The following is a 23,183-nucleotide window of genomic DNA, read 5'->3' as shown; positions in this document are numbered from 1 at the left end:
CGAAGAGCCCGATCGCCGCCTTCCTGGCCTCGATGTCGTGCTTCACCCTCAAGTCGACACGCATAAAAAGCCTCCCATTTCTCATGTCCAAGAAATGGGAGGCAGTTCAAAAAGACTAAAAAAGCCCCAGATTGGGTAGCTAAAAAAGCCCCGTCCCAAAAAGACTACCCTGGGCGTCTGGTTGATTAGTCGTTGGGGACGTTCTTGAATGACTAGTCGTTTAAGAACGTCCTCAATGACTGGGTCGGAAAATTTCTCAAAAAAGTTCTTGCCCTGAGCTGATTCGTCCGTATAATAAACTTCGTTGCTTGAGAGCATGCACCTATTCCTCGGTAGCTCAATGGTAGAGCACGCGGCTGTTAACCGCGCTGTTGTAGGTTCGAGTCCTACCCGGGGAGCCAGAATTTCTCAGCCCAATCTGCTGGGCTTTAAATTCCTCGGTAGCTCAATGGTAGAGCACGCGGCTGTTAACCGCGCTGTTGTAGGTTCGAGTCCTACCCGGGGAGCCAGATTGTAAAACCCGTCGCTTTTGCGGCGGGTTTTTTCATGCCGCGATTGCTTAACGCAAACGTTGCCATATCAACATTTCGTGTCGAGGATGTAATCCCGCGACCCACCACCTCAACATGGCGCGGTCGTTGTAGAATATTGCAATGATTGCTCCCACGACATGGTGCCGCGAGCACCAGATAAGGAGATTCTTGTGTCTGAGACCATTAACGGCAGCCTGAGCGTCTCGAACGACGTTATTGCCGATATTGCCGGTTATGCCGCGATGACGTGCTATGGCGTCGTCGGTATGGCCGAGCAGCTCCAAGGCGCCGAGAGCGTGCGCCTGCTTGCCGGTCAGCGCCTCCGCAAGGGCGTGCTTGTCTCCGCCGACGAGAACGGCCTTACGGTCGACCTTCACGTCGTGCTCGAGAACGGCGTCAACATGAAGTCCGTCTGCCACAATCTTTCGAGCTCCGTTGCTTTCACCCTGCAGGAGATTGCCCAGATCGATCCCGCCAGCCTTAAGATCGGCATTCACATCGACGCGCTCAAGAGCCGTCTGAACTAGCATCCGAAAACGGAGATTCAAATACTCATGATTGTAAAGACCATTCGCACCTGTTTTCCGATCGCTGCGGCTGCCGTTTCCGACAAGGCCGAGGAGATCAATAAACTCAACGTCTTTCCCGTGCCCGACGGCGACACCGGCACCAACATGTCGCTCACGCTCGCCTCGGTGACCAAGGAGCTTTCCGCCCTTCCCGCCGATGCCGATATGGAGGCCATCGCCGGCGCCATCACCCACGGCTCCCTCATGGGCGCCCGCGGCAACTCCGGCGTTATCACCTCGCAGATCCTGCGCGGCGTGGCCGAGGGGCTCGTCTCTGCCGATGAGCCCATCACGTCTGCCGACATCGCGCATGCTTTCCGTCGCGCCGTCAAGGTCGCCTTCCAGGCCGTCCGCAAGCCCATCGAGGGCACGATTCTTACGGTCCTGCGCGACGTCTCGACCAAGGCCGACGAGTGCGAGAAGAAGAAGTTCTCGGCCGAGGACGCGCTCGACGCCATCGTCGTCGAGGCCTACCAGTCTGTGGCTCGCACGCCCGACCTGCTGCCCGTTCTGAAGGAGAACGGCGTGGTCGACTCCGGCGCCTTTGGCTTTGCCATCTTCCTGGAAAACTTCGTTGCCGCTGCTCTGGGCCGCAGCACCGTCGTCGAGGATTTCTCCACCACGTTTGATTCCGCTGGCTCTGCCCGCGATGCGGCCCTCGGTCGCGTCGAGATCGAGGCCAACGACGACTGGGAGGGCTCGGAGTTCCGCTACTGCAACGAGTTCCTCTTTAAGGCCGACGCCCCGTTTGACGAGGACGAGTGCCTTAAGTTCCTGGGTTCCATGGGCGACTGCGAGCTGCTCGTGGGCGCCTACCCCGACTACAAGATCCACGTGCACTCCAACACCCCCAACCTGGTGCTCGAGCACATGCTGCAGCTTGGCCAGATCTACGAGGTCTTTATCCACAACATGGAGATGGAGGCCCACGACCGTACCGCTAAGATCCACGAGGACCAGGAAAAGGCCGCCGAGCCCGCGAAGGCCCTGGGTTTTGTCGCCGTTGCCGCCGGTTCCGGTGAGGCCGACATCCTCAAGTCCCTCGGCGTCGACGTAGTCGTTTCGGGTGGCCAGACCATGAACCCCTCGACCGCCGACCTGCTGGGCGCGGTGGACCAGGTCAACGCGACTTCGGTCATCATCCTGCCCAATAACGGCAATATCCGTATGGCTGCCGAGGCTGCCGCTTCTGCCTGCACCGACAAAAAGGTCGCCGTGGTTCCCACCAAGACCGTTCCGCAGGCGTTCTCCGCTCTGTTCGCGGTGCTGCCCGATTCCGAGCTCGAGGACGCCGTCGCCGCCATGGTCGATGCCATCAGCGAGGTTCGCGATGGCGAGGTCACCCGTGCCGTGCGCGATTCCAGCGCCTCTGACGGCTCTCCGATTCACTCCGGTGACGTTATGGGTATCATTGCCGGCTCCATCGACGTGGTCGGCTCCGATGTGAAGCAGGTCACGCTCGACTGCATCAACCGCATGCAGGAGGAAGAGGAGGGCGACGCGCTGACGATTCTGGCCGGCGAGGAGCTGTCCGATGAGGCCTTCCAGGAGATCGTCGACGCCATCGAGGAGGCTCAGCCCGACCTGGAGATTGACGCCCATCGTGGCGAGCAGCCGCTCTATCCCGTGATCTTCTCGATCGAGTAGGCATCTGCCCATGTCCGAGCTGTGCTCCGTGCCGCGCGTCTCGGAGCGCTTTGCCCAGAGCAATGCGCTCGACGAGGATATCGCGCGACTCAAATATGTTTCGGGTAAACGTGAGGAGGCCCTTCGCCGTCTGGGAATTAGGACGGTGGGGGACCTCCTTCTCCATATCCCTCATCGATATCTGGACTTTACACGCTCCTGGTCCATCGAGATGGCGCCTATCGGTACGGTGTGCACGATCGTCGCCACGGTCGATCGTATCGTTCAAAAGCAGCCCCGCCCGCGTATGCAGGTTACCGAGGTCTCGCTTGTGGACGAGACGGGCGTGCTGCAAGTCGCTTTTTTCCGCCAGCCCTGGATTGCCCAGCAGCTCAAGCAGGGCGATCGCCTGGCCGTGATGGGTAAGGTCGAATTTGCCTACGGCTTTAAGCAGATGGCCTCGCCGCATTTCGAAAAGCTCGAGGACGGGCGTGCCGCGGGCACCATCCTTCCGGTTCACTATGTGAGCGACGGTGTGAGCCAGGCTTGGATGCGCCGTATCGTGAGCGGCGCGCTCGAGATTGTCGGCAATCCCTTCGACCCGATTCCCGCGCCCCTGCGCGCCAAGCGACGCCTTATGAGCAGCGCCCGTGCGCTGCGTTCGATTCACTTTCCCTCGAGTATGGCCGAGCGCGATATCGCGCGCGCACGGCTTGCCTATGAGGAATGCCTCTATCTTCAGCTGGCGCTTCGTCTGCGCAACGACGGCGGTATGGTCGAGGTGGTTCCCTACACCCATACCGCGGGTGGTCATTTGACGGCGCTTAGGCGGGCCCTGCCGTTTTCGCTGAGCGACGAGCAGGAGGCCGCGTTCCAAGACATCCTGCATGACATGTGCGATGGCGACCACGTGATGAACCGCTTGCTGCTGGGCGATGTCGGTACCGGCAAGACCGCCGTCGCCGCCTGCGCGCTGGCAGTCGCGGCCGATTCGGGTACCCAGTCCTGCGTCATGGCGCCCACGGGCGTGCTGGCGCGTCAATATGCCGATAAGACCGGTCCTTTGCTCTCGCAGGCCGGTATGTCCTGGGCGCTCCTGACGGGTGCTACCCCGGCCACCGAGCGCGAGCGCATCCATGCACAGCTGCAGTCTGGTGAGCTCGATGTGCTCTTTGGTACCCATGCGGTCCTTTCGGATAACGTAACGTTTAAACATCTTTCACTCGTCGTTATCGACGAGCAGCATCGGTTTGGCGTGGGGCAGCGCAATGCCCTGCGTGCCAAAGGCCCAGGTGCGGACTTGCTCGTTATGACGGCCACGCCTATTCCGCGCACACTGGCGCTTTCGGTCTATGGCGACCTGGACACGTCCATCATTCGTCATCGCCCCGTTCCCGGGGCCGGCGTCTCGACGCGCGTGCTCACCGAGTCGAGCCGCGACCTGGCCTACGGTGCCATTCGCGAGGCGCATGCTCAAGGACAGCAGGCTTACGTTATCTGCCCGCTTGTGGAGCCGAGTGACTCCGCGGACGATTTGGAAGACGTTCCCGGCATTGCTCGCGACGATGAAGGTCGCGTGACGGTGCCCGTGCCGTTGCACGACACCGCGACCGAGCTCGACCGCCTGCGTCTGGCATTGCCGGGGCTTTCCGTCGAGCGTCTTCACGGCCGCATGCCGGCGGGGGAGAAGGACCGCGTGATTGACGCCTTTAAGCGCGGCGAGATCGACGTGCTCGTCTCGACTACGGTGGTCGAGGTGGGCGTCGACGTACCTAACGCCACCGTCATGGTTATCGAGAACGGCGAGCGCTTTGGCTTGGCGGCCCTGCATCAGCTTAGAGGCCGCGTGGGCCGCGGCAGCGTGTCGGGCACGTGCCTGGTCATGACGCATTCCAAGGGCAATGGTGGTGTGTCTGCTGCGCAAGACCGCCTGCGGGCGCTCGAAAAGACCTCTGACGGTTTTGCACTTGCGCAGATGGACCTGCGCTTGCGCCACGAGGGCGAAATCTTGGGTTATCGCCAACATGGCGGTGTGACCCTGCGTTTTGTGGACCTGGACGCCGACGAGGATCTTATCGAATGGGCCCATTTGGACGCGGTCGAGCTCTTGCGGTATGCTTGCAACCTTGACTCCGTGGCGACGCGTCCCTTGCGCGATGCGGTCGCCACGCGTTATCGACATATCTTCAAGGAGGTCAGCGGAGGATGAGAATCATCGGCGGTGAATGGCGCGGCCGCAAGATCGAAGAGCCGCGTGGGCGCGATGTCACCCGTCCCACGACCGACCGCGTGCGCGAGGCATGTGCGTCCATGGTCATGTCGGCATTCGATTTCGATCTGGACGAGGTCCGCGTGCTGGATGCCTTTGGCGGCTCCGGTGCCCTGGGAATCGAGATGCTCTCGCGCGGCGCTCGCTCGCTCATCACGTTCGAGATCGATCGCAATGCCGCCCGACTGATCACTAAGAATATCGAGTCGCTGTGTCGCGACCGCTCGCGTTGGCGCGTCGTTACCGGCGATGTGTTGGCGAGCGCCTCGCGCGGCCGTGTTCCTGGCGGCCCCTTTGATCTGGTCCTGCTCGATCCACCCTATGCCTTTGGTGCCGAGCCGGTCGAGGAGCTGCTGCGCAATCTTGCCCAGCAGGGCTTGCTGGCACCAGGGGCCTTTGCCCTGTTTGAGCATGCCGCAAGCGATGCGGGCGCTCATCCGGCTGGTTTTGAGACCGTGCGAGAGAAACGCTACGGCATTACCTCGGTTGACTTGCTGCGCTGGGTGGCCGCGGACGAGTGCGACCATGCTAATGACAGCGATATTGACGAGGACGTGCCTTTGGAGGATACCCATGAATGACACTATCAACCGCGTGATCGTTCCGGGTACGTTTGACCCCATCACGTTTGGTCACATCGATGTAATCCGCCGCGCCCGCCGCATTTTTCCCAGCGTGATTGTCGCCGTGGCGGAGTCGCAGGGCAAAAACGGCGTGGGCACCACCTTTATGCTCGATGAGCGCGTGGCGTTGGCCCGCGAGGCCCTGGGCGATATTGACGGTGTCGAGGTACTGCCCTTTACCGGCCTGTTGGTCGATTTTGCCCGTGAGCAGGGTGCGGGTGCTGTGGTCAAGGGCCTGCGCGCCATGACCGACTTTGAGTACGAGCTGCAGCAGGCGGACCTCAACTATCGCCTGGACAACGAGCTTGAGTCCATTTTTGTCATGAGTGCGCCGCAGTACGGCTATATCTCGAGCTCGGTGGTTCGTCAGATCGCATCGCTCGGAAGCGATGTGTCGACGTTTGTGCCGCCCAATGTGGTCGAAGCGCTTAAACATCGCTTTTCGTGACGTTTCATATTGCCTGATGGCATGTGGTAAACTAACACGATGACATGTTACCTATGAAAGGAGACCGGATGCCGGGCGAGAATTTTCCTGGCGACAGGATCGTGAGCCTTGTCGAGGAGCTCGAGGGGCTCATCGAAGAGGCCAAGACGCCGTTCGGCAAGAATGCCCAGATGAAGGTTATCGATGCCGACGTCTTCTTTAACATCCTTGACGAGATCCGTATGAGCTATCCCGAGGAGTGGCAGAAGTCCCGTCGCATCCTCAAGGAGCGCGACGAGCTTATGGCTTCCGCCGCCGCTCAGGCCGATTCCATCATTGCCGATGCTCAGCAGCAGGCACTCACCATTGCCGGTGAGCAGGAGATCGTCCGCTTGGCGCAGCAGCAGGCCGACGATATCCGTGATCGTGCCCAGCAGTACGAGCGCGAGACGCGCTATGCGGCCGAGGATTATGCCGAGCAGGTCTTTACGCACCTCGAGGAGAACCTCAAGAGCCTGACCGGCACCGTTACCCGTTGCCGTCAGCAGCTCAACGAGGGCGCCGCCCAGCAGAACGGTCAGTGGTAATGGCTGAGTTCCCGAGCGTTACCGTCGATCTTTCCGAGCAGCTCGAGTTTCCCGGAGACTCGTATCCGCTGACCGGCAAGGTCGATGTCGCCACCTACACGGTGGGCGAGAAGGAGTACCAGCTGCAGGACGGCATTGCTTACGACGTGGTTTTTACCAATGCGGGCACCGGTGTTCTGCTCTCCGGCATGGTTCGAGCGCACGCCACCGGCGAATGCGACCGCTGCCTTGAGCTCGCCTCGTTTGATATCGCCGGCGAGATCGAGGAGTTCTACCTCTTTGAGGAGCCCGAGGATCCCGAGGCCTACGAGGACGGTTACGAGCTTTTGGGCGAGGACCGCATTGTCGATCTGGGGGAGCCCATTAACGACGCCGTTGTCATGGACACGCCGTTTGTGGTGCTCTGCAAGCCCGATTGCCGCGGCCTGTGCCCCACCTGCGGCATCAATCTCAACGTCGAGCAATGCGATTGCGCCGCCCAGGCCGAGGCCGAATGGGCCGCTGCCACGGAAAATCCATTTGCAGCATTGAAGAATCTCAATCTTGATGAGTAAAAATGTGGTAGTATCGCTACTTGCGCGTAATCGCCACACTGGATAGTTCATAAGGAAGGTCACTATGCCCGTACCTAAACAAAAGCAGGGTCGTATCCGTACCCATACCCGTCGTTCCGCCAACATGAAGATCTCGGCTGCGGCTCAGTCCACGTGCCCCCGTTGCGGCGCTGTCAAGCTCCCGCACCACGTGTGCCCCAGCTGCGGTTTCTACAAGGACCGCGAGGTTATCGTTACCGAGTAACTGTATACTCTGGATACGATGCCGTTCCAACTGGAACCACAATGGCCGGCTCAGTGAGTCGGCCATTTTTGTATAAGGAGCACTTGAAATGAGTAACGTTCGCGTTTGTGTAGACGTTGTGGGCGGAGACGAGAAGCCCCAAGTTGTCCTCGACGGTATTGAGGCCGCACTTGCCGCCGATCCCGATATCGAGGTCATTGCTGTTGGCCCCGTCGATATCGTCAACCCCTTTGCCGCGGCGCACGCGCGCGTGGAGGCTCTGGAGGCCCCCGATGTCATCGCCATGGACGACGATCCCATCCGCGCCGTGATGACCAAGCGTAAGTCTTCGATCGTGCTTGCTTGCCGTGCTATTAAGAAGGGCAACGCGGACGCGTTTTTCTCCGCGGGGTCGACCGGCGCCATGACGGCTGCCGCCACCGCCTACGTGACGCCGTTTAGATATTTGGTAGAGGGTAAGAAGCAGCCGGTGCGCCCATGCCTCACCAATGCGCTGCCCAACCGCGCCGGTGGCCTTACGGTACTGTGCGACATGGGGGCCAACCCCGATGTCGAGGTCGACGACATGGTCCGCTTTGCCCAGATGGGTGCAGCCTATGCCCGCGTGGTCCTGGGCATCGAACACCCGCGTGTGGGCCTGCTTGGCAACGGCACCGAGGACGAGAAGGGTTCTAACTTTACCAAGGCGTGCTTCCCGGCTATGAAAGCCGCGGTCCCCGGTTTTGTGGGCAACTGCGAGGGCACCGATCTTACGTCGGGCAATTTTGACGTTGTGGTCGCCGACGGCATGTCGGGCAATATTGCGCTCAAGGCAACCGAGGGCGCTGCCAAGTTTTTGCTGCAAGAGCTCAAGGGCGCCTTTATGTCTTCGCTCGGTACCAAGATCGCCGCGCTGCTCATCAAAAAGCAGATGCGCCAGATGAAAGCCAAGCTCTCGGGCGATGCCAAGGGCGGCGCGATCCTGCTGGGCCTTCGCGGCGTCGTTTTGATTGGCCATGGCGCCACGTCGGTCGAAGCCGTTAAGAACGGTACGCTCGCCGCGGCTCAGGCCGTTCGAGCCGGGCTTATCGAAAGCATTGCCAATTCCATGGAAGGTATCGTTTAGCAAGAGCTCCGTTACGTGGCTCAAGCTATGCATCGTGGGGTAGAATCGGAGCCGTGCTGCAATGCGGCTTCCGCCCGCGCGACACATTGTATTCCACGACTTATGAGAGGATGCGCTATGGATCGCTCCGAAATCTTTGACAAGATCGCCGAGGTCGCTGCCGACGTGCTGGGCGTTGACGTTGCCGAGATCAGTGATGAGACGACTTTTGACGACCTCGATGCCAATTCGCTCGAGCGCCTGCAGCTGGTGACGGCCATCGAGGACGAGTTTGACCTCGAGATCGATGACGAGACCCTGTTGTCGCTCACCTCCGTTGCCGACGCCGTCGACGCTATCGAAAACGCCAGGGAGGCCTAGGTCTTGGCTTTATCTCAACGACTCACGCGCGCTCAGGAAATCCTGGGCCATGAGTTTAATAACAAGGTGCTGCTACGCGCGGCGCTCACCCACCCCTCGGCAGTAGAGGGGCAGCCGGTCTCTGCCAGCTATGAGCGGCTTGAGTTTTTGGGTGACTCCATTCTGGGCGCCGTGGTTGCCCGTTCGCTCTTTGAGTCTTATCCCGAGTTCGATGAAGGCAAGCTCACGCGTCTGAAGGTATCGCTTGTTTCGGGTGCCACGCTGTCCGAGGTTTCGCACGAGCTGGGCATCGACGACATCATCATCTTTGGCGCCTCCGAGACCGGTACCGGCGCGCGCGGCCTTAACTCGGCGCTCGAGAACGTCTATGAGTCGCTCGTGGGTGCGTTGTACCTCGATGCCGGCTGGGATGCGGCGGCGGAGTTCATCCACCGCACGCTTAAGCCCCATTTGGCCTCCGAGCGTGCCGAGCACCCCGCGAACCCCAAGTCGTTCTTGCAGGAGTGCGTGCAGGCAGACGGTCACGAGCCCCCGGCATACAAGCTGGTAGGCTCCGAGGGCCCGGCACATGCGCCCACCTTTACCGCCGTGGTGCTTGTCGACGGTATCCGTCAGGGCCGCGGCACCGGCGCCTCTAAGAAAGAGGCCGAGGGAGCCGCTGCACTCGAGGCGCTCGACCGCATGGGTTACACCACCAACGGTGTGATTCTCAACAAGAAGCCCGTTTAAGCGAGGAACCGTGTATCTCAAGTCCCTTACGCTCAAAGGGTTCAAGTCGTTTGCCGACCGCGCCCATATGACGTTTGAGCCGGGCCTGACCGTCATCGTCGGTCCTAACGGCTCGGGAAAATCGAATATCTCCGATTCGATTCTGTGGGTACTGGGTGAGCAGAGCGCCAAGCAGCTGCGCGGCCAGGCCATGGAGGACGTCATCTTCTCGGGCTCGTCGGCGCGCAAGCCGGTGGGCGTTGCCGAGGTCACGCTGGTGCTCGATAACTCGGACCATGTGCTGCCTGTCGACTTTGACGAGGTTGCCATCACCCGCCGCATGTATCGTTCGGGCGAGAGCGAATACCTCATCAATTCGAGTCCGTGCCGCCTGATGGATATCCAGGACATTTTGCACGATTCGGGCTTGGGTAAGGATACGCATTCCATTATCAGCCAGGGCAAGCTCGATGCCATTTTGCAGAGCCGTCCCGAGGAGCGCCGCGTCCTTATCGAGGAGGCTGCCGGCATTTCCAAGCACAAGCGCCGCAAGGAGCGTGCGCTCAAAAAGATTAAGTCGATGGACGAGCACCTTACTCGTGCTCGCGACATCAATAAGGAGATTGCCCGTCAGCTGCGACCGTTGGAGCGTCAGGTCGATCGCGCGCGCAAGTACAAAGAGCTGTCCTCGCGCGCGAACGAGCTTACGCAGATGCTGGCCGTTGACGAGCTTCGTTCGCTGCAGTCGCAGTGGAACGATCTGGAGAGCCGTTCCAAAGAGGGTGCCGCCGAGCTGGAGCTTGCGCAGTACCGCTTGGGCGAAAAGGAGCGCGAGCTCGAGAAGCTCCAGGTGATGCTCGAGGAAAAGGGCCTGTTTGTGGGCGACTTGGGCGAGCAGCGCCGTCATATGCAAGATGTGGTCGGCCGTATTAACTCCGATATGCGCCTGCTCGAGGAAAAGGGCCACAATATGGTGTCGCGCCTGTCCGATATGCGCGGCCAGATTTCGAGCTCCGAGCATCAGCGTCGTCGCGTGGTCGAGGAGCTCGAGGATGCACGTGCCCAGCTAGAGGAAGTGACCGGTGCGCACATGCAGGCCCAGGACGACGTTGACGCCGCCGGCCCTGCCGCCGCCGAGCTCCACGAGCGCCGTGTTGCGCTCGACAATCAGATTTCTCAGCTTACGCGCGAGCAACGCGATGTGCAGCGCGTGGCCGACAAGGCTGCGCTCGAGCTTGCCAAGGTGAAAGACTCGCTGAGCAATGCCGAGGTCGAGGACAACATGTACGCCTCGCGCCTGGAGCAGATTGACGAGCAGCTCGAGGAGGTCACGGCCTCGCTCGAGAGCCGTCGCGACCGCGCCGAGGAGCTCGACGGCGCGCTCGATCAGGCTCGCCAAGCCCAGGTCGATGCGCGCCAGGCCACCGAGGTCGCCCGTGCGGCGTTGAAGGACTTGCGCGCCCGTGAGAGTGAGTCGCGCAACAAGCTGTCCGAGGTGCGCTCTGAGCTTGCGAGCCAAAAGAAGCTCGATGCCCGTATGGCCGATAGCTCGCCGTTGGTGAGCCGTCTGGTAGGGGCATTGGGCGATGACGTAACGGGCCGTCTGGGCGACGTGCTCGAGGCGCCGCGTGAGCTTGAGGGCCTGGTTGAGCAGCTGCTTGCCGGCGATATCGATGCCCTGTTGTTTGATGACGCCGCCACGCTTGAGCGTGCCGGTCGTGCGGCTTTAGACCAAAAGAAGGCCTCGGGCGAGGCACTGCTGGTGGCGCGTGGTGTGAGCGGCTCTGCTGCTGCCGAGGGCGCTGCCGGTTCGCGTCTGGTTGATCGCCTGTCCGTGCGTGCCGGTTATGGCCCGATTGTCGAGGCACTGCTCGGCGGCTATTACGTGGTCGATGACTTGCCTTGTGCGCTGGCGGCACCAGTCGTTGACGGTGTGACCTATGTGACGCCCGATGGCGCTCGCGTGAGCTTTGGTGGCCTGGTGCGCGTGGGGCTCGATGCCGGCGAGGCCTCGGGTGCCCTGGAGCGGAAGCGCCGCATTCGCGAGCTCGAAGGCCTGGAGCCCGATTTGGCTGCCGTTTTTGAGCATGTGTCGAACCAGGTTATCGAGGCCAATGCGGCCGTCGAGGAGGCGCGTGCCGCCGAGGGTGATGCCGCCGGCGAGATCGCCCGTCTTGAGGGCGAGCGTCGCTCGCTGCTCTCCGAGATTGGCCGCCTGGAGCAAAGCGCCAACAACGCCGAGGTCGAGCGTGCGCGCATCTCCAGGCGCCGCGAGCAGGCGGCGGAGGCCGTTCGCGCCGCGCGCCCGCGCGTTGACGAGCTCACCCGTTCGCGTGACGAGGCCCGTGCGCAGGCAAGCGACCTGGGTCTCCAGATTGCCGAAGCCAACGACGAGCTCGATCGCGTGCGCCGTGACGATTCCGAGGCAGCCGGTAAGCTCGCCGATGCCAAGGTGCGCCTGGCCCAGACGAGCGAGCGCCTGCGTTCGCTGAAGGGCCGCGTGCCCGATCTGGAGCATCGCCTGGAGGGCATTGACCGCCGTATCCGCGGAACACGTCAGGCTTCGCGCTCGCTCGAGCTGCTGCGCCTGCGTGTCGATCCCATGCACGAGCGCTATTCGGCCCTGCTGGAGCGTGCATCTGATTGGGCCGCGCGCCTGCGTGACCAGGCCTCACTCGAGGAGGCAGACTCGGCTTCGCTCAAGAAAACCATCGAGGATGCCAAGGCCGAGGTCTCCCGCGCCAAGGAGCGGGTCGATGCCGCCACAGCGACACAAAACGAGTTCAAGGTCGCGCGCGGCAAGCTCGAGGTGCAGGTAGAGGCGGCCATCAAGGCCATTACCGCCGATGGCACCACCGTGCTCGAGGAAGCGCTCATGCTTCCTGCTCCCACCGATCGCGACGCCGCCGAGCGCGAGCTCAACCAGCTCGTGCGCCAGATCAACAACCTGGGCCCTGTGAACCAGGTTGCCATGGAGGAGTACGAGCAGCTCAAGCGCCGCGCCGATTACATCGAGGAGCAGCTGGCCGATCTGGAGAGCGCGCGCAAGGCGCTCACCAAGATTACCGTGGCCATCGACCGCAAGATGCGTAAAGCCTTCCTGGTGACCTTCGAAAAGGTCGATGCGAACTTCCGCGAGATCTTCGCCATGCTGTTCCCGGGTGGCCAGGCACATCTGGAGATGACCGACCCTGAGCACCCGGCCGAGACGGGCATCGAGGTCGTGGCGCAGCCGCGCGGCAAGCGCATCACCAAGATGATGCTCATGTCGGGCGGCGAGAAGAGCCTGACGGCGCTCGCCTTGCTCTTTGCCGTGTATCGCACGCGTACGGTGCCGTTCTATGTGCTGGACGAGGTCGAGGCGGCGCTCGATGACGCCAACCTGTCCAAGCTCATCGGCGCGCTTGACGTGCTGCGTTCCGATACGCAGCTCTTGGTTATCTCGCATCAGCGCCGTACTATGGAGGACGCTGACGTCCTCTACGGCGTCTCGATGCAGGCTGACGGCGTCAGTCGCGTCGTCTCGCAAAAACTCGATCGCGAAACCGGAAAGGTCGTGAATGCATAATGGGATTCTTCGATGCTCTCTCGCGCGGACTTGAGCGCAGCCGCGAGGCCCTCAACGAGGTCTTTTACTTTGGCGGCGAGGTCGACGAGGATTTTTGGGAGGACCTAGAGGACACCCTCGTCATGGGTGACATGGGTGCCGAGGTCGCCATCCAGGTCTCAGACGACCTGCGTGATGCCGCGGCCAAGAAGAACCTCAAGACCGCCCCGCAACTCCGTCGGGCCCTGGCCGAGCAGCTCGAGCAGCATTTTGTACCCGTCGAGCGCGATCCGTTCGCCGACACGCCGAGCTGCGTGCTGTTTGTGGGCATCAACGGTGCCGGCAAGACCACTACGGTCGGCAAGATCGCGAGCGCCATGGCTGCCCGTGGCAAGAACGTCGTGATCGGCTCGGCCGATACCTTTCGCGCTGCCGCCATCGAACAGCTCGATGTGTGGGGCCAGCGAGCCGGCGTCCCCGTTATAAAGCGCGACCGCGGCTCAGACCCGGCAAGCGTTTGCTACGACGTGCTCGACGAGGCCGATAAGCGCGACAGTGACCTGGTGCTCATCGACACCGCCGGTCGTCTGCACACGAGCCCCGAGCTCATGCGCGAGCTTGCCAAGGTGGTCAACGTGACGCGTAAGCGCGCCGCCAATATGGCCGCCGGCCCCATGCCCGTCTCGGTCGTCCTCGTGATCGATGCCGCGACGGGCCAAAACGGCCTGAACCAGGCGCTCGAGTTTAACGAGGCGCTGGGTCTGGACGGTATTATCATGACTAAGCTCGACGGCACGGCAAAGGGCGGTATCGCCATGGCCGTGGCCGAGAAGCTCAAGCTCCCGATTCTGCGCGTGGGCGTGGGCGAGCAGGTCGATGACCTGCAGGAGTTTAATGCCAAAGATTTCTGCCGCGCCCTGGTGGGCGAGTCCAACTAAGGAGTGACCAGTGTTTGATTCTCTGAGCGATCGCCTCAACGACACATTTGACCGCCTGCGCGGCAAGGGCAAGCTGACCGAGGCCGATATCACCTCGGCCATGCGCGACATTCGCATGGCGCTGCTCGAGGCCGACGTCAACTTTAAGGTCGTCAAGGAGTTTGTCGCCAAGACCAAGGAGCGCTGCATGACCGCCGAGGTCATGGAATCGCTGACGCCGGCGCAAAACGTCGTCAAGATCGTGCTCGACGAGCTCACCGAGATGCTCGGCTCCACCGAGAGCAAGCTCGTCTTTAGCAACCGCATTCCCAACGTCATTATGCTCGTGGGCCTGCAGGGCTCCGGTAAGACCACGGCGGCTGTAAAGCTGGCATACCTGCTCAAGAAGCAGGGCCGCTCGCCGCTGCTCGCCGCGTGCGACGTCTACCGTCCCGCCGCTGCCGACCAGCTGGCTACGCTTGGCGGAGAGATCGGCGTGCCGGTCTTTCGCGGTGACGGCGAGCACCCGGTCGATATTGCCAAGGGCGCCATCCAGGAGGCCGTCGACCACCTGCGCGATGTGGTCATCGTCGATACCGCCGGTCGTCTGCAGATCGACGAGCAGATGATGCAGGAGGCCGTGGATATCAAGAAGGCCGTCAAGCCCGATCAGGTGCTGATGGTCGTCGATGCCATGACCGGCCAGGATATCGTCAACGTTGTCTCGACCTTCGCCGAGCGCACCGACTTTGACGGCGTGATCATCTCCAAGCTCGACGGCGATGCCCGTGGCGGCGGCGCGCTTTCGGTGCGCCAGGTGACCGGCAAGCCCATCAAGTTCGTGAGCATGGGCGAGAAGCCCGATTCGTTGGAGCCGTTCTATCCCGACCGCATGGCCAAGCGCATCTTGGGCATGGGCGATGTCGTCGGCATTATCGAGAAAGCCCAGGAGGCAGCCGATGCCGAGCAGCTCGAGGCTGCCGAGCGCATGCTGCGCGAGGGCTTTACCATGAACGACATGCTCGACCAGATGAAGGCCGTCAAGAAGATGGGCGGTATGAAGGGCATTCTGGGCATGCTTCCCGGCGGCCAGCGTGCGCTCAACCAGATGGGCGGCAACCTGGATGAGGGCATCTTCGACAAGAACGAGGCCATCATCATGTCGATGACCAAGGAGGAGCGCCTGCGTCCTTCCATCATCAACGGCCAGCGTCGCGCCCGCATCGCCAAGGGTGCCGGCGTGACCCCCACCGAGGTCAATAGCCTTATGAAGCAGTGGGGCGAGATGAACAAGATGATGGGCCGCATGCGCTCGATGGCCAACCAGGCGCAAGCCGGCGGCAAGAAGGGCAAGAAGGGTAAAAAAGGCAAAAAGATGCGCATGCCCAATATTCCCGGTCTGGATGCCATGGGCTTGGGCGGCATGGGCGGCCTGGGTGGCATGGGTGGCATGGGAACAGGTGGTCCCAAGTCCGATATGGACCTGCTGCGCCAGATGGAAGCGCAGATGCGTAATAAAAAGTAACGACTGGTTGAGTCGAGTATGGCGAAGGCCGCCTGGATGGTACTCCAGGCGGCCTTCGCCGTTCGTTCGCAGGTTTTCTCACGCGCGGAAGCGTGTTGACGTTGAGGTGCTTGCCACTAGTGGCAGCCGCAGCCCTCGTGCCCATCATGGTCGTGGTGGCCGTGGCAGCTGCAGGACTCGCCATGCTCGTGGGCGTGCTCGTGCTCGTGCCCATGGCAGTCGCAGGTGGCCTCGCCGGTCTGCGCGAGGGTGCCGGCAATGAGGGCCTCGACGCAGGCGTCGCAGCTGCCCTGGGCGCCCGCATAGACCGTGATGCCTGCCTGGGTGAGCGCGTTGATGGCGCCGCCGCCGATACCGCCGCAGATGAGCGTATCGACGCCACCGTTGGCGAGCAGACCCGCTAGGGCGCCGTGACCAGTGCCGCCGGTGCCTACGACCTGCTCGTTGAGCACCTTGCCATCCTGGATGTCATAGATTTTGAACTGCTCGCTGCGGCCAAAGTGCATAAAGATGTTGCCGTTGTCGTACGTCGTTGCCACCCTCATGGTGCCGACCTCCTTTGCTGGCCATATGGCCGTCGTCGTAGGTGTAGGGGAGTATGCGATATTGCCGCCCTCGATACTAAGTGCTCGCCCGTTGACCAGCGCGTTTGCCACCTTGCGATGCGCGCGGCTGCAGATGGCCGCCACGGTGGCACGGGCGATGCCCATTTGCTGGGCGACGGCCTCCTGATTGAGGCCTTCCAGGTCGCAAAGCCGTAGGACTTCGAGCTCATCGACCGTCATGTCGATGGCGTCTCCGCTGGCAAGGCCGTCAGGGGTAAAGCCGCGATATTCGGGAATGATCCCAACACGGCGCAATTTTTCGCGTCTTCCTGCCATACACTCTCCAAATCTGACATATGTCAACAATAGGATAGCGCGTATGCGGAGCCGCTCAAGCTATTTTTGGCATATGTCAAAAAAGCTAAAGGTGCAGCATTTGCGAATGCGGCGCCGTACTGCCGTGCATTGCGTGTGCCGCCCCAAGTGTGCAATTCGATGCTGCGCGCCTGGGCTACAATAAAAATCGCTTATAGGCGACTGACAGGAGGGTCAATGAGCAAAGCTGATCAACAGTTTGTAGCCATGTGCCGCGATATTCTGGACCATGGCACCACTACCGAGGGCCAAAAGGTTCGTCCGGTGTGGGAGGACGGCACCCCTGCCTATACCATTAAAAACTTTGGTGTCACGGCACGCTACGACCTGCGTGAGGAGTTTCCGGCGCTTACCCTGCGTCGTACGGCCCTCAAATCTGCCATGGACGAGATCTTGTGGATCTATCAAAAGAAGTCCAATAACGTGCATGACCTCAACAGTCATATTTGGGATGAGTGGGCCGACGAGACCGGCTCCATCGGCAAGGCCTACGGGTATCAGATTGGGCAGAAGAGCCATTATGCCGAGGGTGACTTTGACCAGATGGACCGCGTGCTGTACGACCTTAAGCACACGCCGTACAGCCGCCGCATCATGACCAATACGTACGTGTTTAGCGACCTGTCCGAGATGCACCTGTATCCGTGCGCCTACAGCGTGACCTATAACGTCACGCGGCGCCCGCAGGACGATAAGCCAACACTCAACATGATTCTCAACCAGCGCAGCCAGGACATTTTGGCCGCGAACAACTGGAATGTGTGCCAGTATGCCATTTTGCTGATGATGGTCGCGCAGTCGGTCGATATGATCGCTGGCGAGTTGCTGCATGTGATCGCCGATGCCCATATTTACGACCGTCATGTCGATATCGTCCGCGAGCTTATCGAGCGTCCGCAGTTTGCGGCTCCTAAGGTAACGCTCAACCCCGATGTGCATGATTTCTACGCGTTTACGACTGATGATCTGATCGTTGAGGGCTATGAGCACGGCCCGCAGGTCAAGAACATCCCCATTGCGGTGTAGGTGACGCGCATGACGTGTAAGCTTTCTGCCATTGTCGCCGTGTGCGATGACTGGGGCATTGGGTGCGAGGGCGACATGGTCGTGTTCAACCGTGCCGACATGCGCCATTTCGTGGCGTGCACCAAGGGTTGTCCGGTCATTATGGGACGCAAGACCCTGCTGAGTTTTCCCGGCGGGCGTCCGCTTAAGAACCGCCGCAACATTGTGCTCACCCGCGACGAGTGCTTTGCCCCCGAGGGCGTCGACGTGGTGCATAGTATCGATGAGGCGCTCGCCGCCGTGGCCGATGAGCCCGTTGCCTGGGTGATCGGTGGCGGCGATGTCTATCGGCAATTTTTGCCGTACTGCGTGGAGGCCGAGGTCACGCACAACCATTGCACCCATGACGTGGACACGTATTTTCCCAATTTGGATGTCGATCCTGCGTGGGAAGTTGCGCGGCGCGACGGGGTTGCCACGATTGCCGCGGGCGAGGGTGACGAAGGCCTCGATTATGAGTTTGTGACATATCGTCGTGTTGATGCTTAAATCGTCTGGCGTGAACGGTATCACCGGGTTGATTGAATGCATGGGGCGGCGCTTAGCGTCGCCTCGTTTGGTATAGATGTGCTGTAAAGAAGGGTACGGGCTGGCTGCTATGACTGATGCCGTTGAGGTGCTGCGAATCGATTCCCTTAATGATGAGCGGCTCGACGCCTACGTGCGACTGACTGAGCGCGAGCTGCGCTGCGTGCTGGAGCCGCAAAAGGGCATCTTTATCGCCGAGAGCGCCAAGGTCATCGAGCGCGCGGTGCGTGCCGGATACGAGCCGGTGAGCTTTCTTTTGGGTGAGCGCTGGCTCGATCAGATGATGCCGCTGTTCGAGCGTCTGGTTGTACGCGAGGGCGTAGGTCCGGTTCCTGTGTTCGTGGCCTCCATGGAGCTCATGGAGCAGTTGACGGGCTTTATCGTGACGCGTGGTGCGCTCGCGGCGTTCCGTCGCCCGCGTCAGATTCCGGTTGATGAGTTCTTGGGCGGCGTCGTCGAGGTGGCGGGTGAGCGCCCGGTGCGCGTGTGCGTGCTCGAGGGTATTGTCGACCATACTAATGTGGGTGCGATTTTCCGCTCGGCGGCAGCGTTGAATGTCGATGGCATTTTGGTAAGCCCCACGTGCTGTGACCCGCTGTACCGTCGCTCGGCCCGTGTGAGCATGGGCACGGTGTTCCAGGTGCCCTGGACGCGCATTGGCAGCGAGGCGCGCGTATGGCCGCATGATGGGCTGGCGGCGCTGCACGATGCCGGCTTTTCGTGTGCCGCCATGGCATTGACGGATGATTCGGTGTCGTTGGACGATCCTGCGCTGCAAGAGATTGACCGGTTGGCGATCTTTATGGGCACCGAGGGCGCCGGCCTGGGCGCCAAGACCATCGCGGGCTGTGATCGGGCTGTGCGTATTCCGATGGCGCACGGGGTCGATTCGCTCAACGTGGCCGCGGCGAGTGCTGTCGCTTTTTGGCAGCTGTGTCCGCACGTGAGCAACGAGTATCACTACCAGCCGGGACTGTATCACTAGGCAGATATTTTGCACCGGGCTCTGAGTCCGGGTGTTTCGGTTGACGCCGGTCGGTGATAAGCTGGTGCTGGCCTTGGTCTTAAATTGACGTTTTGTTGTTTGACGTGCGCTGGTGGGGAGGGCGTGTGGCTAAGAAATCTACGGCTATCGATGTAACACAGGGTGTTATTTGGCAGCAGTTGCTTTCGCTGTGCGTTCCCATCTTTTTTAGTTCGTTCTTTCAGCAGGCCTACACGCTTATCGGTACCTATATCGTCGGTCAGTTTGGCGGCAAGCTCGCGTTGGGCGGCATCCAGGCCACGATGGTGCTCACGGAGCTCTGCATCGGTTTTTGCGTCGGTGTTGGCGCCGGCTGTGCTGTTATTACGGGTCAGTATTTTGGCCAGCACGATGATGAGCGACTGAGTCGTTCGGTCCATACGGCCATGACGCTCGCTCTGGTGGGCGGTATCGTCGTCTCGATTCTGGGCATAGTGTTCGTTGAGCCCATGCTGGTGCTTATGAATACGCCGCATGAACTATTGGCCGAGGGTGTGGCCTATGCTCGTTGCTATTTTGCCGCCATGGTTGCGGCGCTGCTGCTCAATATGGGAACGGCACTGCTGCGCGCCGTGGGCGACACTCGTGGACCTGCCGTGATCATCGCTTCCGGCTGCCTCGTTAATGTGGTGCTGGATATCATTTTCGTTGCCGTGCTGCATATGGAGGCTCTGGGCTGCGGCATCGCGGTGGCGCTGACCATTTGCTCCAACGCCACGATGATCGTGATTCGCATGATGCACGCACCGGGTGCGTGGCGGCTTTCACTGTCCAAACTCGGCATTGATCCTGGTATTTGCAGGAGCATGATCTCGTGTGGTCTGCCGCTTGGTTTTCAGTCTGCTGCGTATTCGATTTCCAACGTCTTGATTCAGGTGTCGGTCAACTCGTTTGGCGCCGATGTCACCACGGCCTGGGGTCTTTCGGGCCGCTTAGATGGCATTGTCTGGATGGTTACCGAGGCGCTTGGCGTGTCGATCACCACGTTCTCGGCACAGAACTTTGGCGCGCGCAACTACGAGCGCATGCGCAAGGGCTACCATACGTCGCTCGTGCTGTCGTTTATGCTCATTGGTGGCCTGTCTGCCGTGCTGCTGGTGTTCTCGGGTCCTCTGTCGCGTCTGTTTGTCGACGATGCTTCGATCTCGGCCTACACCACGACCATCATCCATTTTATTGCGCCGTTCTATGCGATTTTCTCGATTATCGAAAACGCGTCGGGTTCCATTCGTGGTGCCGGCGTGAGCTTGCAGCCCATGATTCTCACGATTTTCGGCACCGTCGTGCTCAGGGTGATCTGGGTGTTTGCGATCATGCCTTTCGATCCGTCGCTTGAGCTCCTGCTGCTGGTTTACCCCGTAACCTGGCTCATCACGGCCACGATGTTCACCATCTACCACCACAGCGGCAACTGGCTAGGCCGCGCCACTGCCTAATGATCCGTATGAGACAGAGGAAAACGGATCATTGCTCTCCGTGGTGATGTCGATGATTCGTTTTCCTCCGTCCCCTTTGGATCAATTAGTATTCGATGCCTTGGCGGGCTAGGAGGCCTTCGTCGAAGTAGTGTTTGACGGGGCGCATTTCGGTTACTAGGTCGGCAAGGTCGGCGAGGGGCAGCAAGCCGCGGCCAGTGAGCACGAGCTCCGTGGTGGTTGGTTTTATCGCGATTAACGCTTCGACATCTTCGCGCGTCACAAAGCCCCGTCGCATGGCTTCTCCCAGCTCATCCAAGATCAGCACGTCGACTTGGCCAATCTGCTCGCGCGCCAGCTCCATGATCTGTGCGGCACAGGCTTCGGGCGTGTCGCGGTCGGCTTGTACGATGCAAAGCCCCAATCGAGGAGCTGCGTCATGTTCGGCGCAGTGCAGCTTCTTGGCAAACTGAAGCATGAGCACGTTAAGTCCATAGCCCGTGGCGCGCAGCGCGAGCCCCAGCGCAGCCGTCGTCTTGCCCTTGCCGTCGCCCGTATAGATTTGAACCTTGCCGACTTCCAGTGATGCCATCTCTGTCCTTTCGTGCCCGGTGTCGGTTTATCGCCGGCCGGGTTGGGTATTCTAGTTAGCATTATCAACCCCAGTAGATGGAGTTCAAGCAGATGGAGATGGATGACAACAAACGTAGACGGAATATGATCCTCTACGTGCTCATCGCCTTCGTCGTCTACCTCGTGCTCTCGACCGTTCTGTTCCCCAACATCGGTCACACGCAGCAGATTACGAAGACCGATTACTCGACGTTTGTCAAAGCGCTCGACAAGAAGAGCGTCGATAAGGTCGAGTACAACACGGACGATTACTCGATTTATTACACCAAGAAGGGCGAGGACGAGAACATCGCCTACAAGACGACCGGTGTGCCGAATGATGCGGGCTTTACCGATCGCGTGCTTGAATCTGGCGCCTCGCTTGAGTCGGTCGTTCCCGATAAGAACTCGGGTCTGATGACTTACTACCTGCTCACCCTCATTCTTCCCATGGCGATTTTCTTCCTGATCGGCTGGTGGCTCAACCGCCGCATGAAGAAGGCCATGGGTGATGACGGCCCGTCGATGAACTTTGGCGGCGGCGGTTTTGGCGGCGGTGGACTGGGCAAGTCCGGCGCGCGTGTGATTGCCTCCAAGGACGTGGGCGTGACCTTTAAGGATGTTGCTGGCCAGGAAGAGGCCAAGGAGTCCCTCAAGGAGGTCGTCGACTTTCTGGAGAAGCCGCAGCGCTACGAGGAGATTGGCGCCAAGCTGCCGCGCGGTGCCCTCCTTGTCGGCCCTCCGGGTACCGGTAAAACCCTGCTTGCCAAGGCTGTGGCCGGCGAGGCAGGTGTTCCGTTCTTTAGTATTTCGGGCTCTGAGTTTGTTGAGATGTTCGTCGGCCGCGGCGCCGCCAAGGTTCGCGATCTGTTTAAGCAGGCCAAGGAAAAGGCCCCGTGCATCGTCTTTATCGATGAGATCGATACCATCGGCAAGAAGCGTGACGGCGGCGGCTTTAGTGGTAACGACGAGCGCGAGCAGACGCTCAACCAGCTGCTGACCGAGATGGACGGCTTCGATAACCACAAGGGTATCGTCGTCCTCGCTGCCACCAACCGTCCCGACAGCCTTGACCCGGCCCTGTTGCGCCCCGGTCGTTTTGATCGCCGCATCCCCGTTGAGCTGCCCGACCTGACCGGCCGTAAGAACATTCTTGAGCTGCATGCCAAGAGCGTGAAGACGCAGCCGCCGATCGACCTGACCGCGATTGCCCGCGCCACGCCCGGTGCCTCGGGCGCCGACCTGGCCAACATTATCAACGAGGGCGCCCTGCGTGCCGTCCGCGAGGGTCGCAAGCGCGCCACGCAGGACGACTTTGAGGAGTCGGTGGAGGTCGTCATCGCCGGTCAGCAGCGCAAGTCCACGGTGCTGTCCGACCACGAGAAGCAGGTCGTTTCTTACCACGAGATCGGTCATGCCATCGTTGCCGCTCGCCAGAAGGGCTCTGCGCCGGTCACGAAGATCACCATCGTGCCGCGCACGAGCGGTGCTCTGGGCTACACCATGCAGGTCGAGGAGGACGAGCGCTTCCTGACCACGCGCCAGGAGATCCTGGACAAGCTCGCCGTCTATTGCGGTGGCCGTGCAGCCGAGGAGCTCATCTTTGGCGAGATGACGACCGGCGCCGCCAACGATATCGAGCAGGCCACCAAGCTCGCCCGTAACATGGTGACGCGCTTTGGTATGTCCGATGAGTTTGGCATGATGGCGCTCGGTACCGTGCAGAACGCGTACCTTAACCAGGATACGTCGCTCACCTGCGCCCCCGGTACGGCCGAGCGCGTGGACGCGATTGTCGCCAAGCTGATCGAGGATGCGCACGACCGCGCCCTGCAGATCTTGAAGGAGAACAAGTTTAAGCTCCACGAGCTGGCTCGTTATCTGTACAAGAAGGAGACGATCACGGGCGAGGAGTTTATGAATCTCCTCACGCGTGAGAATCCGCTGATGCCAAAGCAGCAGTAATACTAGTTGCGCAGTGCTTTCGCCCCATTTGAGTGTCCATCTCAAATGGGGCGTTTTGCT

The 23,183-nt window shown here is 60.8% G+C and carries 21 protein-coding genes and 2 tRNA genes; 21 read left to right on the top strand and 2 right to left on the bottom strand.

Annotated features, from left to right (window positions below; translation table 11 throughout):
• The first annotated feature begins 326 nt into the window (after window positions 1-326).
• The 16 genes from ACTQ1E_RS04865 to ffh all read left to right on the top strand — a co-directional run bounded on the left by ACTQ1E_RS04865 (window position 327) and on the right by ffh (window position 15,594).
• Window positions 327-401 (top strand) — tRNA-Asn (locus ACTQ1E_RS04865).
• A 33-nt stretch (window positions 402-434) separates the two neighbouring features.
• Window positions 435-509, top strand: a tRNA-Asn gene (locus tag ACTQ1E_RS04860).
• Between the two features lie 161 nt (window positions 510-670).
• Window positions 671-1,060: an Asp23/Gls24 family envelope stress response protein gene (locus tag ACTQ1E_RS04855; RefSeq protein WP_187361832.1), complete on the top strand. Its 390-nt coding sequence runs from the start codon at window positions 671-673 to the stop codon at window positions 1,058-1,060.
• 27 nt (window positions 1,061-1,087) lie between these two features.
• Window positions 1,088-2,749: a DAK2 domain-containing protein gene (locus ACTQ1E_RS04850; RefSeq protein ID WP_441560404.1), complete on the top strand. Its 1,662-nt coding sequence runs from the start codon at window positions 1,088-1,090 to the stop codon at window positions 2,747-2,749.
• Between the two features lie 10 nt (window positions 2,750-2,759).
• On the top strand, window positions 2,760-4,937 hold the full coding sequence (recG, locus tag ACTQ1E_RS04845; protein WP_441565073.1) for an ATP-dependent DNA helicase RecG: 2,178 nt from the start codon (window positions 2,760-2,762) through the stop codon (window positions 4,935-4,937).
• The gene (gene rsmD / locus ACTQ1E_RS04840) at window positions 4,934-5,578 is read left to right on the top strand and encodes a 16S rRNA (guanine(966)-N(2))-methyltransferase RsmD (protein ID WP_154515437.1); all 645 of its coding nucleotides are present in this window, start codon (window positions 4,934-4,936) and stop codon (window positions 5,576-5,578) included. Before recG ends, rsmD begins: the two co-directional genes overlap by 4 nt.
• Complete coding sequence (gene coaD / locus ACTQ1E_RS04835; protein ID WP_154515440.1) at window positions 5,571-6,068, top strand: pantetheine-phosphate adenylyltransferase; 498 nt, start codon at window positions 5,571-5,573, stop codon at window positions 6,066-6,068. Before rsmD ends, coaD begins: the two co-directional genes overlap by 8 nt.
• Before the next feature lie 68 nt (window positions 6,069-6,136).
• Window positions 6,137-6,634, top strand: a complete 498-nt coding sequence (locus ACTQ1E_RS04830) for an ATPase (protein WP_154515443.1) — start codon at window positions 6,137-6,139, stop codon at window positions 6,632-6,634.
• Window positions 6,634-7,188, top strand: a complete 555-nt coding sequence (locus ACTQ1E_RS04825) for a YceD family protein (RefSeq protein ID WP_154515446.1) — start codon at window positions 6,634-6,636, stop codon at window positions 7,186-7,188. Before ACTQ1E_RS04830 ends, ACTQ1E_RS04825 begins: the two co-directional genes overlap by 1 nt.
• A 64-nt stretch (window positions 7,189-7,252) precedes the next feature.
• Entirely contained in the window at window positions 7,253-7,432 is a 180-nt protein-coding gene (gene rpmF / locus ACTQ1E_RS04820) for a 50S ribosomal protein L32 (protein WP_022094017.1), read from the top strand.
• An 88-nt stretch (window positions 7,433-7,520) separates the two neighbouring features.
• On the top strand, window positions 7,521-8,537 hold the full coding sequence (plsX, locus tag ACTQ1E_RS04815; protein WP_441565071.1) for a phosphate acyltransferase PlsX: 1,017 nt from the start codon (window positions 7,521-7,523) through the stop codon (window positions 8,535-8,537).
• 117 nt (window positions 8,538-8,654) lie between these two features.
• Window positions 8,655-8,897, top strand: a complete 243-nt coding sequence (locus tag ACTQ1E_RS04810; protein WP_154515452.1) for an acyl carrier protein — start codon at window positions 8,655-8,657, stop codon at window positions 8,895-8,897.
• Window positions 8,898-8,900: 3 nt separating this feature from the next.
• Window positions 8,901-9,626: a ribonuclease III gene (rnc, locus tag ACTQ1E_RS04805; protein WP_154515455.1), complete on the top strand. Its 726-nt coding sequence runs from the start codon at window positions 8,901-8,903 to the stop codon at window positions 9,624-9,626.
• A 10-nt stretch (window positions 9,627-9,636) separates the two neighbouring features.
• Window positions 9,637-13,173 (top strand): chromosome segregation protein SMC, encoded by a 3,537-nt coding sequence (gene smc, locus ACTQ1E_RS04800; RefSeq protein WP_441565069.1) that lies wholly within the window; start codon window positions 9,637-9,639, stop codon window positions 13,171-13,173.
• Window positions 13,173-14,090 carry a signal recognition particle-docking protein FtsY gene (gene ftsY / locus ACTQ1E_RS04795; protein ID WP_441565067.1) on the top strand — a complete coding sequence of 306 codons (918 nt, stop codon included), beginning with the start codon at window positions 13,173-13,175 and terminating at the stop codon, window positions 14,088-14,090. Before smc ends, ftsY begins: the two co-directional genes overlap by 1 nt.
• Before the next feature lie 10 nt (window positions 14,091-14,100).
• Entirely contained in the window at window positions 14,101-15,594 is a 1,494-nt protein-coding gene (gene ffh, locus ACTQ1E_RS04790) for a signal recognition particle protein (RefSeq protein ID WP_441565065.1), read from the top strand.
• Window positions 15,595-15,710: 116 nt separating this feature from the next.
• Here ffh and ACTQ1E_RS04785 read toward each other — a convergent pair whose 3' ends face one another.
• A complete protein-coding gene (locus ACTQ1E_RS04785; protein WP_427794672.1) occupies window positions 15,711-16,475 on the bottom strand; it encodes a NifB/NifX family molybdenum-iron cluster-binding protein in 765 nt (254 codons plus the stop codon).
• A 216-nt stretch (window positions 16,476-16,691) separates the two neighbouring features.
• On the opposite strand from ACTQ1E_RS04785, the gene thyA reads away from it, so the two are divergent.
• The 4 genes from thyA (at window position 16,692) to ACTQ1E_RS04765 (ending at window position 20,567) form a co-directional block, all read left to right on the top strand.
• Window positions 16,692-17,540: a thymidylate synthase gene (gene thyA, locus ACTQ1E_RS04780; RefSeq protein ID WP_441565063.1), complete on the top strand. Its 849-nt coding sequence runs from the start codon at window positions 16,692-16,694 to the stop codon at window positions 17,538-17,540.
• 9 nt (window positions 17,541-17,549) lie between these two features.
• The gene (locus ACTQ1E_RS04775) at window positions 17,550-18,068 is read left to right on the top strand and encodes a dihydrofolate reductase (RefSeq protein ID WP_441565061.1); all 519 of its coding nucleotides are present in this window, start codon (window positions 17,550-17,552) and stop codon (window positions 18,066-18,068) included.
• Between the two features lie 109 nt (window positions 18,069-18,177).
• A complete protein-coding gene (locus ACTQ1E_RS04770) occupies window positions 18,178-19,092 on the top strand; it encodes a TrmH family RNA methyltransferase (RefSeq protein ID WP_441565059.1) in 915 nt (304 codons plus the stop codon).
• Between the two features lie 125 nt (window positions 19,093-19,217).
• Complete coding sequence (locus ACTQ1E_RS04765) at window positions 19,218-20,567, top strand: MATE family efflux transporter (protein WP_441565057.1); 1,350 nt, start codon at window positions 19,218-19,220, stop codon at window positions 20,565-20,567.
• Window positions 20,568-20,652: 85 nt separating this feature from the next.
• Here the strand turns inward: ACTQ1E_RS04765 and ACTQ1E_RS04760 are convergent, their stop codons facing one another.
• On the bottom strand, window positions 20,653-21,138 hold the full coding sequence (locus ACTQ1E_RS04760) for a cob(I)yrinic acid a,c-diamide adenosyltransferase (protein WP_441565055.1): 486 nt from the start codon (window positions 21,136-21,138) through the stop codon (window positions 20,653-20,655).
• 92 nt (window positions 21,139-21,230) lie between these two features.
• Between ACTQ1E_RS04760 and ftsH the strand changes: the two genes are divergently transcribed.
• Window positions 21,231-23,123 (top strand): ATP-dependent zinc metalloprotease FtsH, encoded by a 1,893-nt coding sequence (gene ftsH / locus ACTQ1E_RS04755; protein ID WP_195838531.1) that lies wholly within the window; start codon window positions 21,231-21,233, stop codon window positions 23,121-23,123.
• Window positions 23,124-23,183 lie beyond the last annotated feature (60 nt).

Source organism: Collinsella sp. LCP21S3_C7, assembly GCF_052118485.1.
Taxonomy (GTDB): Bacteria; Actinomycetota; Coriobacteriia; order Coriobacteriales; family Coriobacteriaceae; genus Collinsella.
Note: the sequence above shows the minus strand (reverse complement) of the source record. Positions and strands in the feature narration are given on the sequence as shown.

Bases quoted from the DNA above. Each gene is read 5' to 3' on its own strand.
- ACTQ1E_RS04810 (WP_154515452.1), top strand. From the start codon at position 8,655: ATGGATCGCTCCGAAATCTTTGACAAGATCGCCGAGGTCGCTGCCGAC.
- rpmF (WP_022094017.1), top strand. From the start codon at position 7,253: ATGCCCGTACCTAAACAAAAGCAGGGTCGTATCCGTACCCATACCCGT.
- ftsH (WP_195838531.1), top strand. From the start codon at position 21,231: ATGGAGATGGATGACAACAAACGTAGACGGAATATGATCCTCTACGTG.
- recG (WP_441565073.1), top strand. From the start codon at position 2,760: ATGTCCGAGCTGTGCTCCGTGCCGCGCGTCTCGGAGCGCTTTGCCCAG.
- ACTQ1E_RS04770 (WP_441565059.1), top strand. From the start codon at position 18,178: ATGACTGATGCCGTTGAGGTGCTGCGAATCGATTCCCTTAATGATGAG.
- ACTQ1E_RS04785 (WP_427794672.1), bottom strand. From the start codon at position 16,475: ATGGCAGGAAGACGCGAAAAATTGCGCCGTGTTGGGATCATTCCCGAA.
- ACTQ1E_RS04850 (WP_441560404.1), top strand. From the start codon at position 1,088: ATGATTGTAAAGACCATTCGCACCTGTTTTCCGATCGCTGCGGCTGCC.
- ACTQ1E_RS04775 (WP_441565061.1), top strand. From the start codon at position 17,550: ATGACGTGTAAGCTTTCTGCCATTGTCGCCGTGTGCGATGACTGGGGC.
- ftsY (WP_441565067.1), top strand. From the start codon at position 13,173: ATGGGATTCTTCGATGCTCTCTCGCGCGGACTTGAGCGCAGCCGCGAG.
- rsmD (WP_154515437.1), top strand. From the start codon at position 4,934: ATGAGAATCATCGGCGGTGAATGGCGCGGCCGCAAGATCGAAGAGCCG.
- ACTQ1E_RS04855 (WP_187361832.1), top strand. From the start codon at position 671: ATGGTGCCGCGAGCACCAGATAAGGAGATTCTTGTGTCTGAGACCATT.
- ACTQ1E_RS04830 (WP_154515443.1), top strand. From the start codon at position 6,137: ATGCCGGGCGAGAATTTTCCTGGCGACAGGATCGTGAGCCTTGTCGAG.
- thyA (WP_441565063.1), top strand. From the start codon at position 16,692: ATGAGCAAAGCTGATCAACAGTTTGTAGCCATGTGCCGCGATATTCTG.
- ACTQ1E_RS04760 (WP_441565055.1), bottom strand. From the start codon at position 21,138: ATGGCATCACTGGAAGTCGGCAAGGTTCAAATCTATACGGGCGACGGC.
- coaD (WP_154515440.1), top strand. From the start codon at position 5,571: ATGAATGACACTATCAACCGCGTGATCGTTCCGGGTACGTTTGACCCC.
- ACTQ1E_RS04825 (WP_154515446.1), top strand. From the start codon at position 6,634: ATGGCTGAGTTCCCGAGCGTTACCGTCGATCTTTCCGAGCAGCTCGAG.
- plsX (WP_441565071.1), top strand. From the start codon at position 7,521: ATGAGTAACGTTCGCGTTTGTGTAGACGTTGTGGGCGGAGACGAGAAG.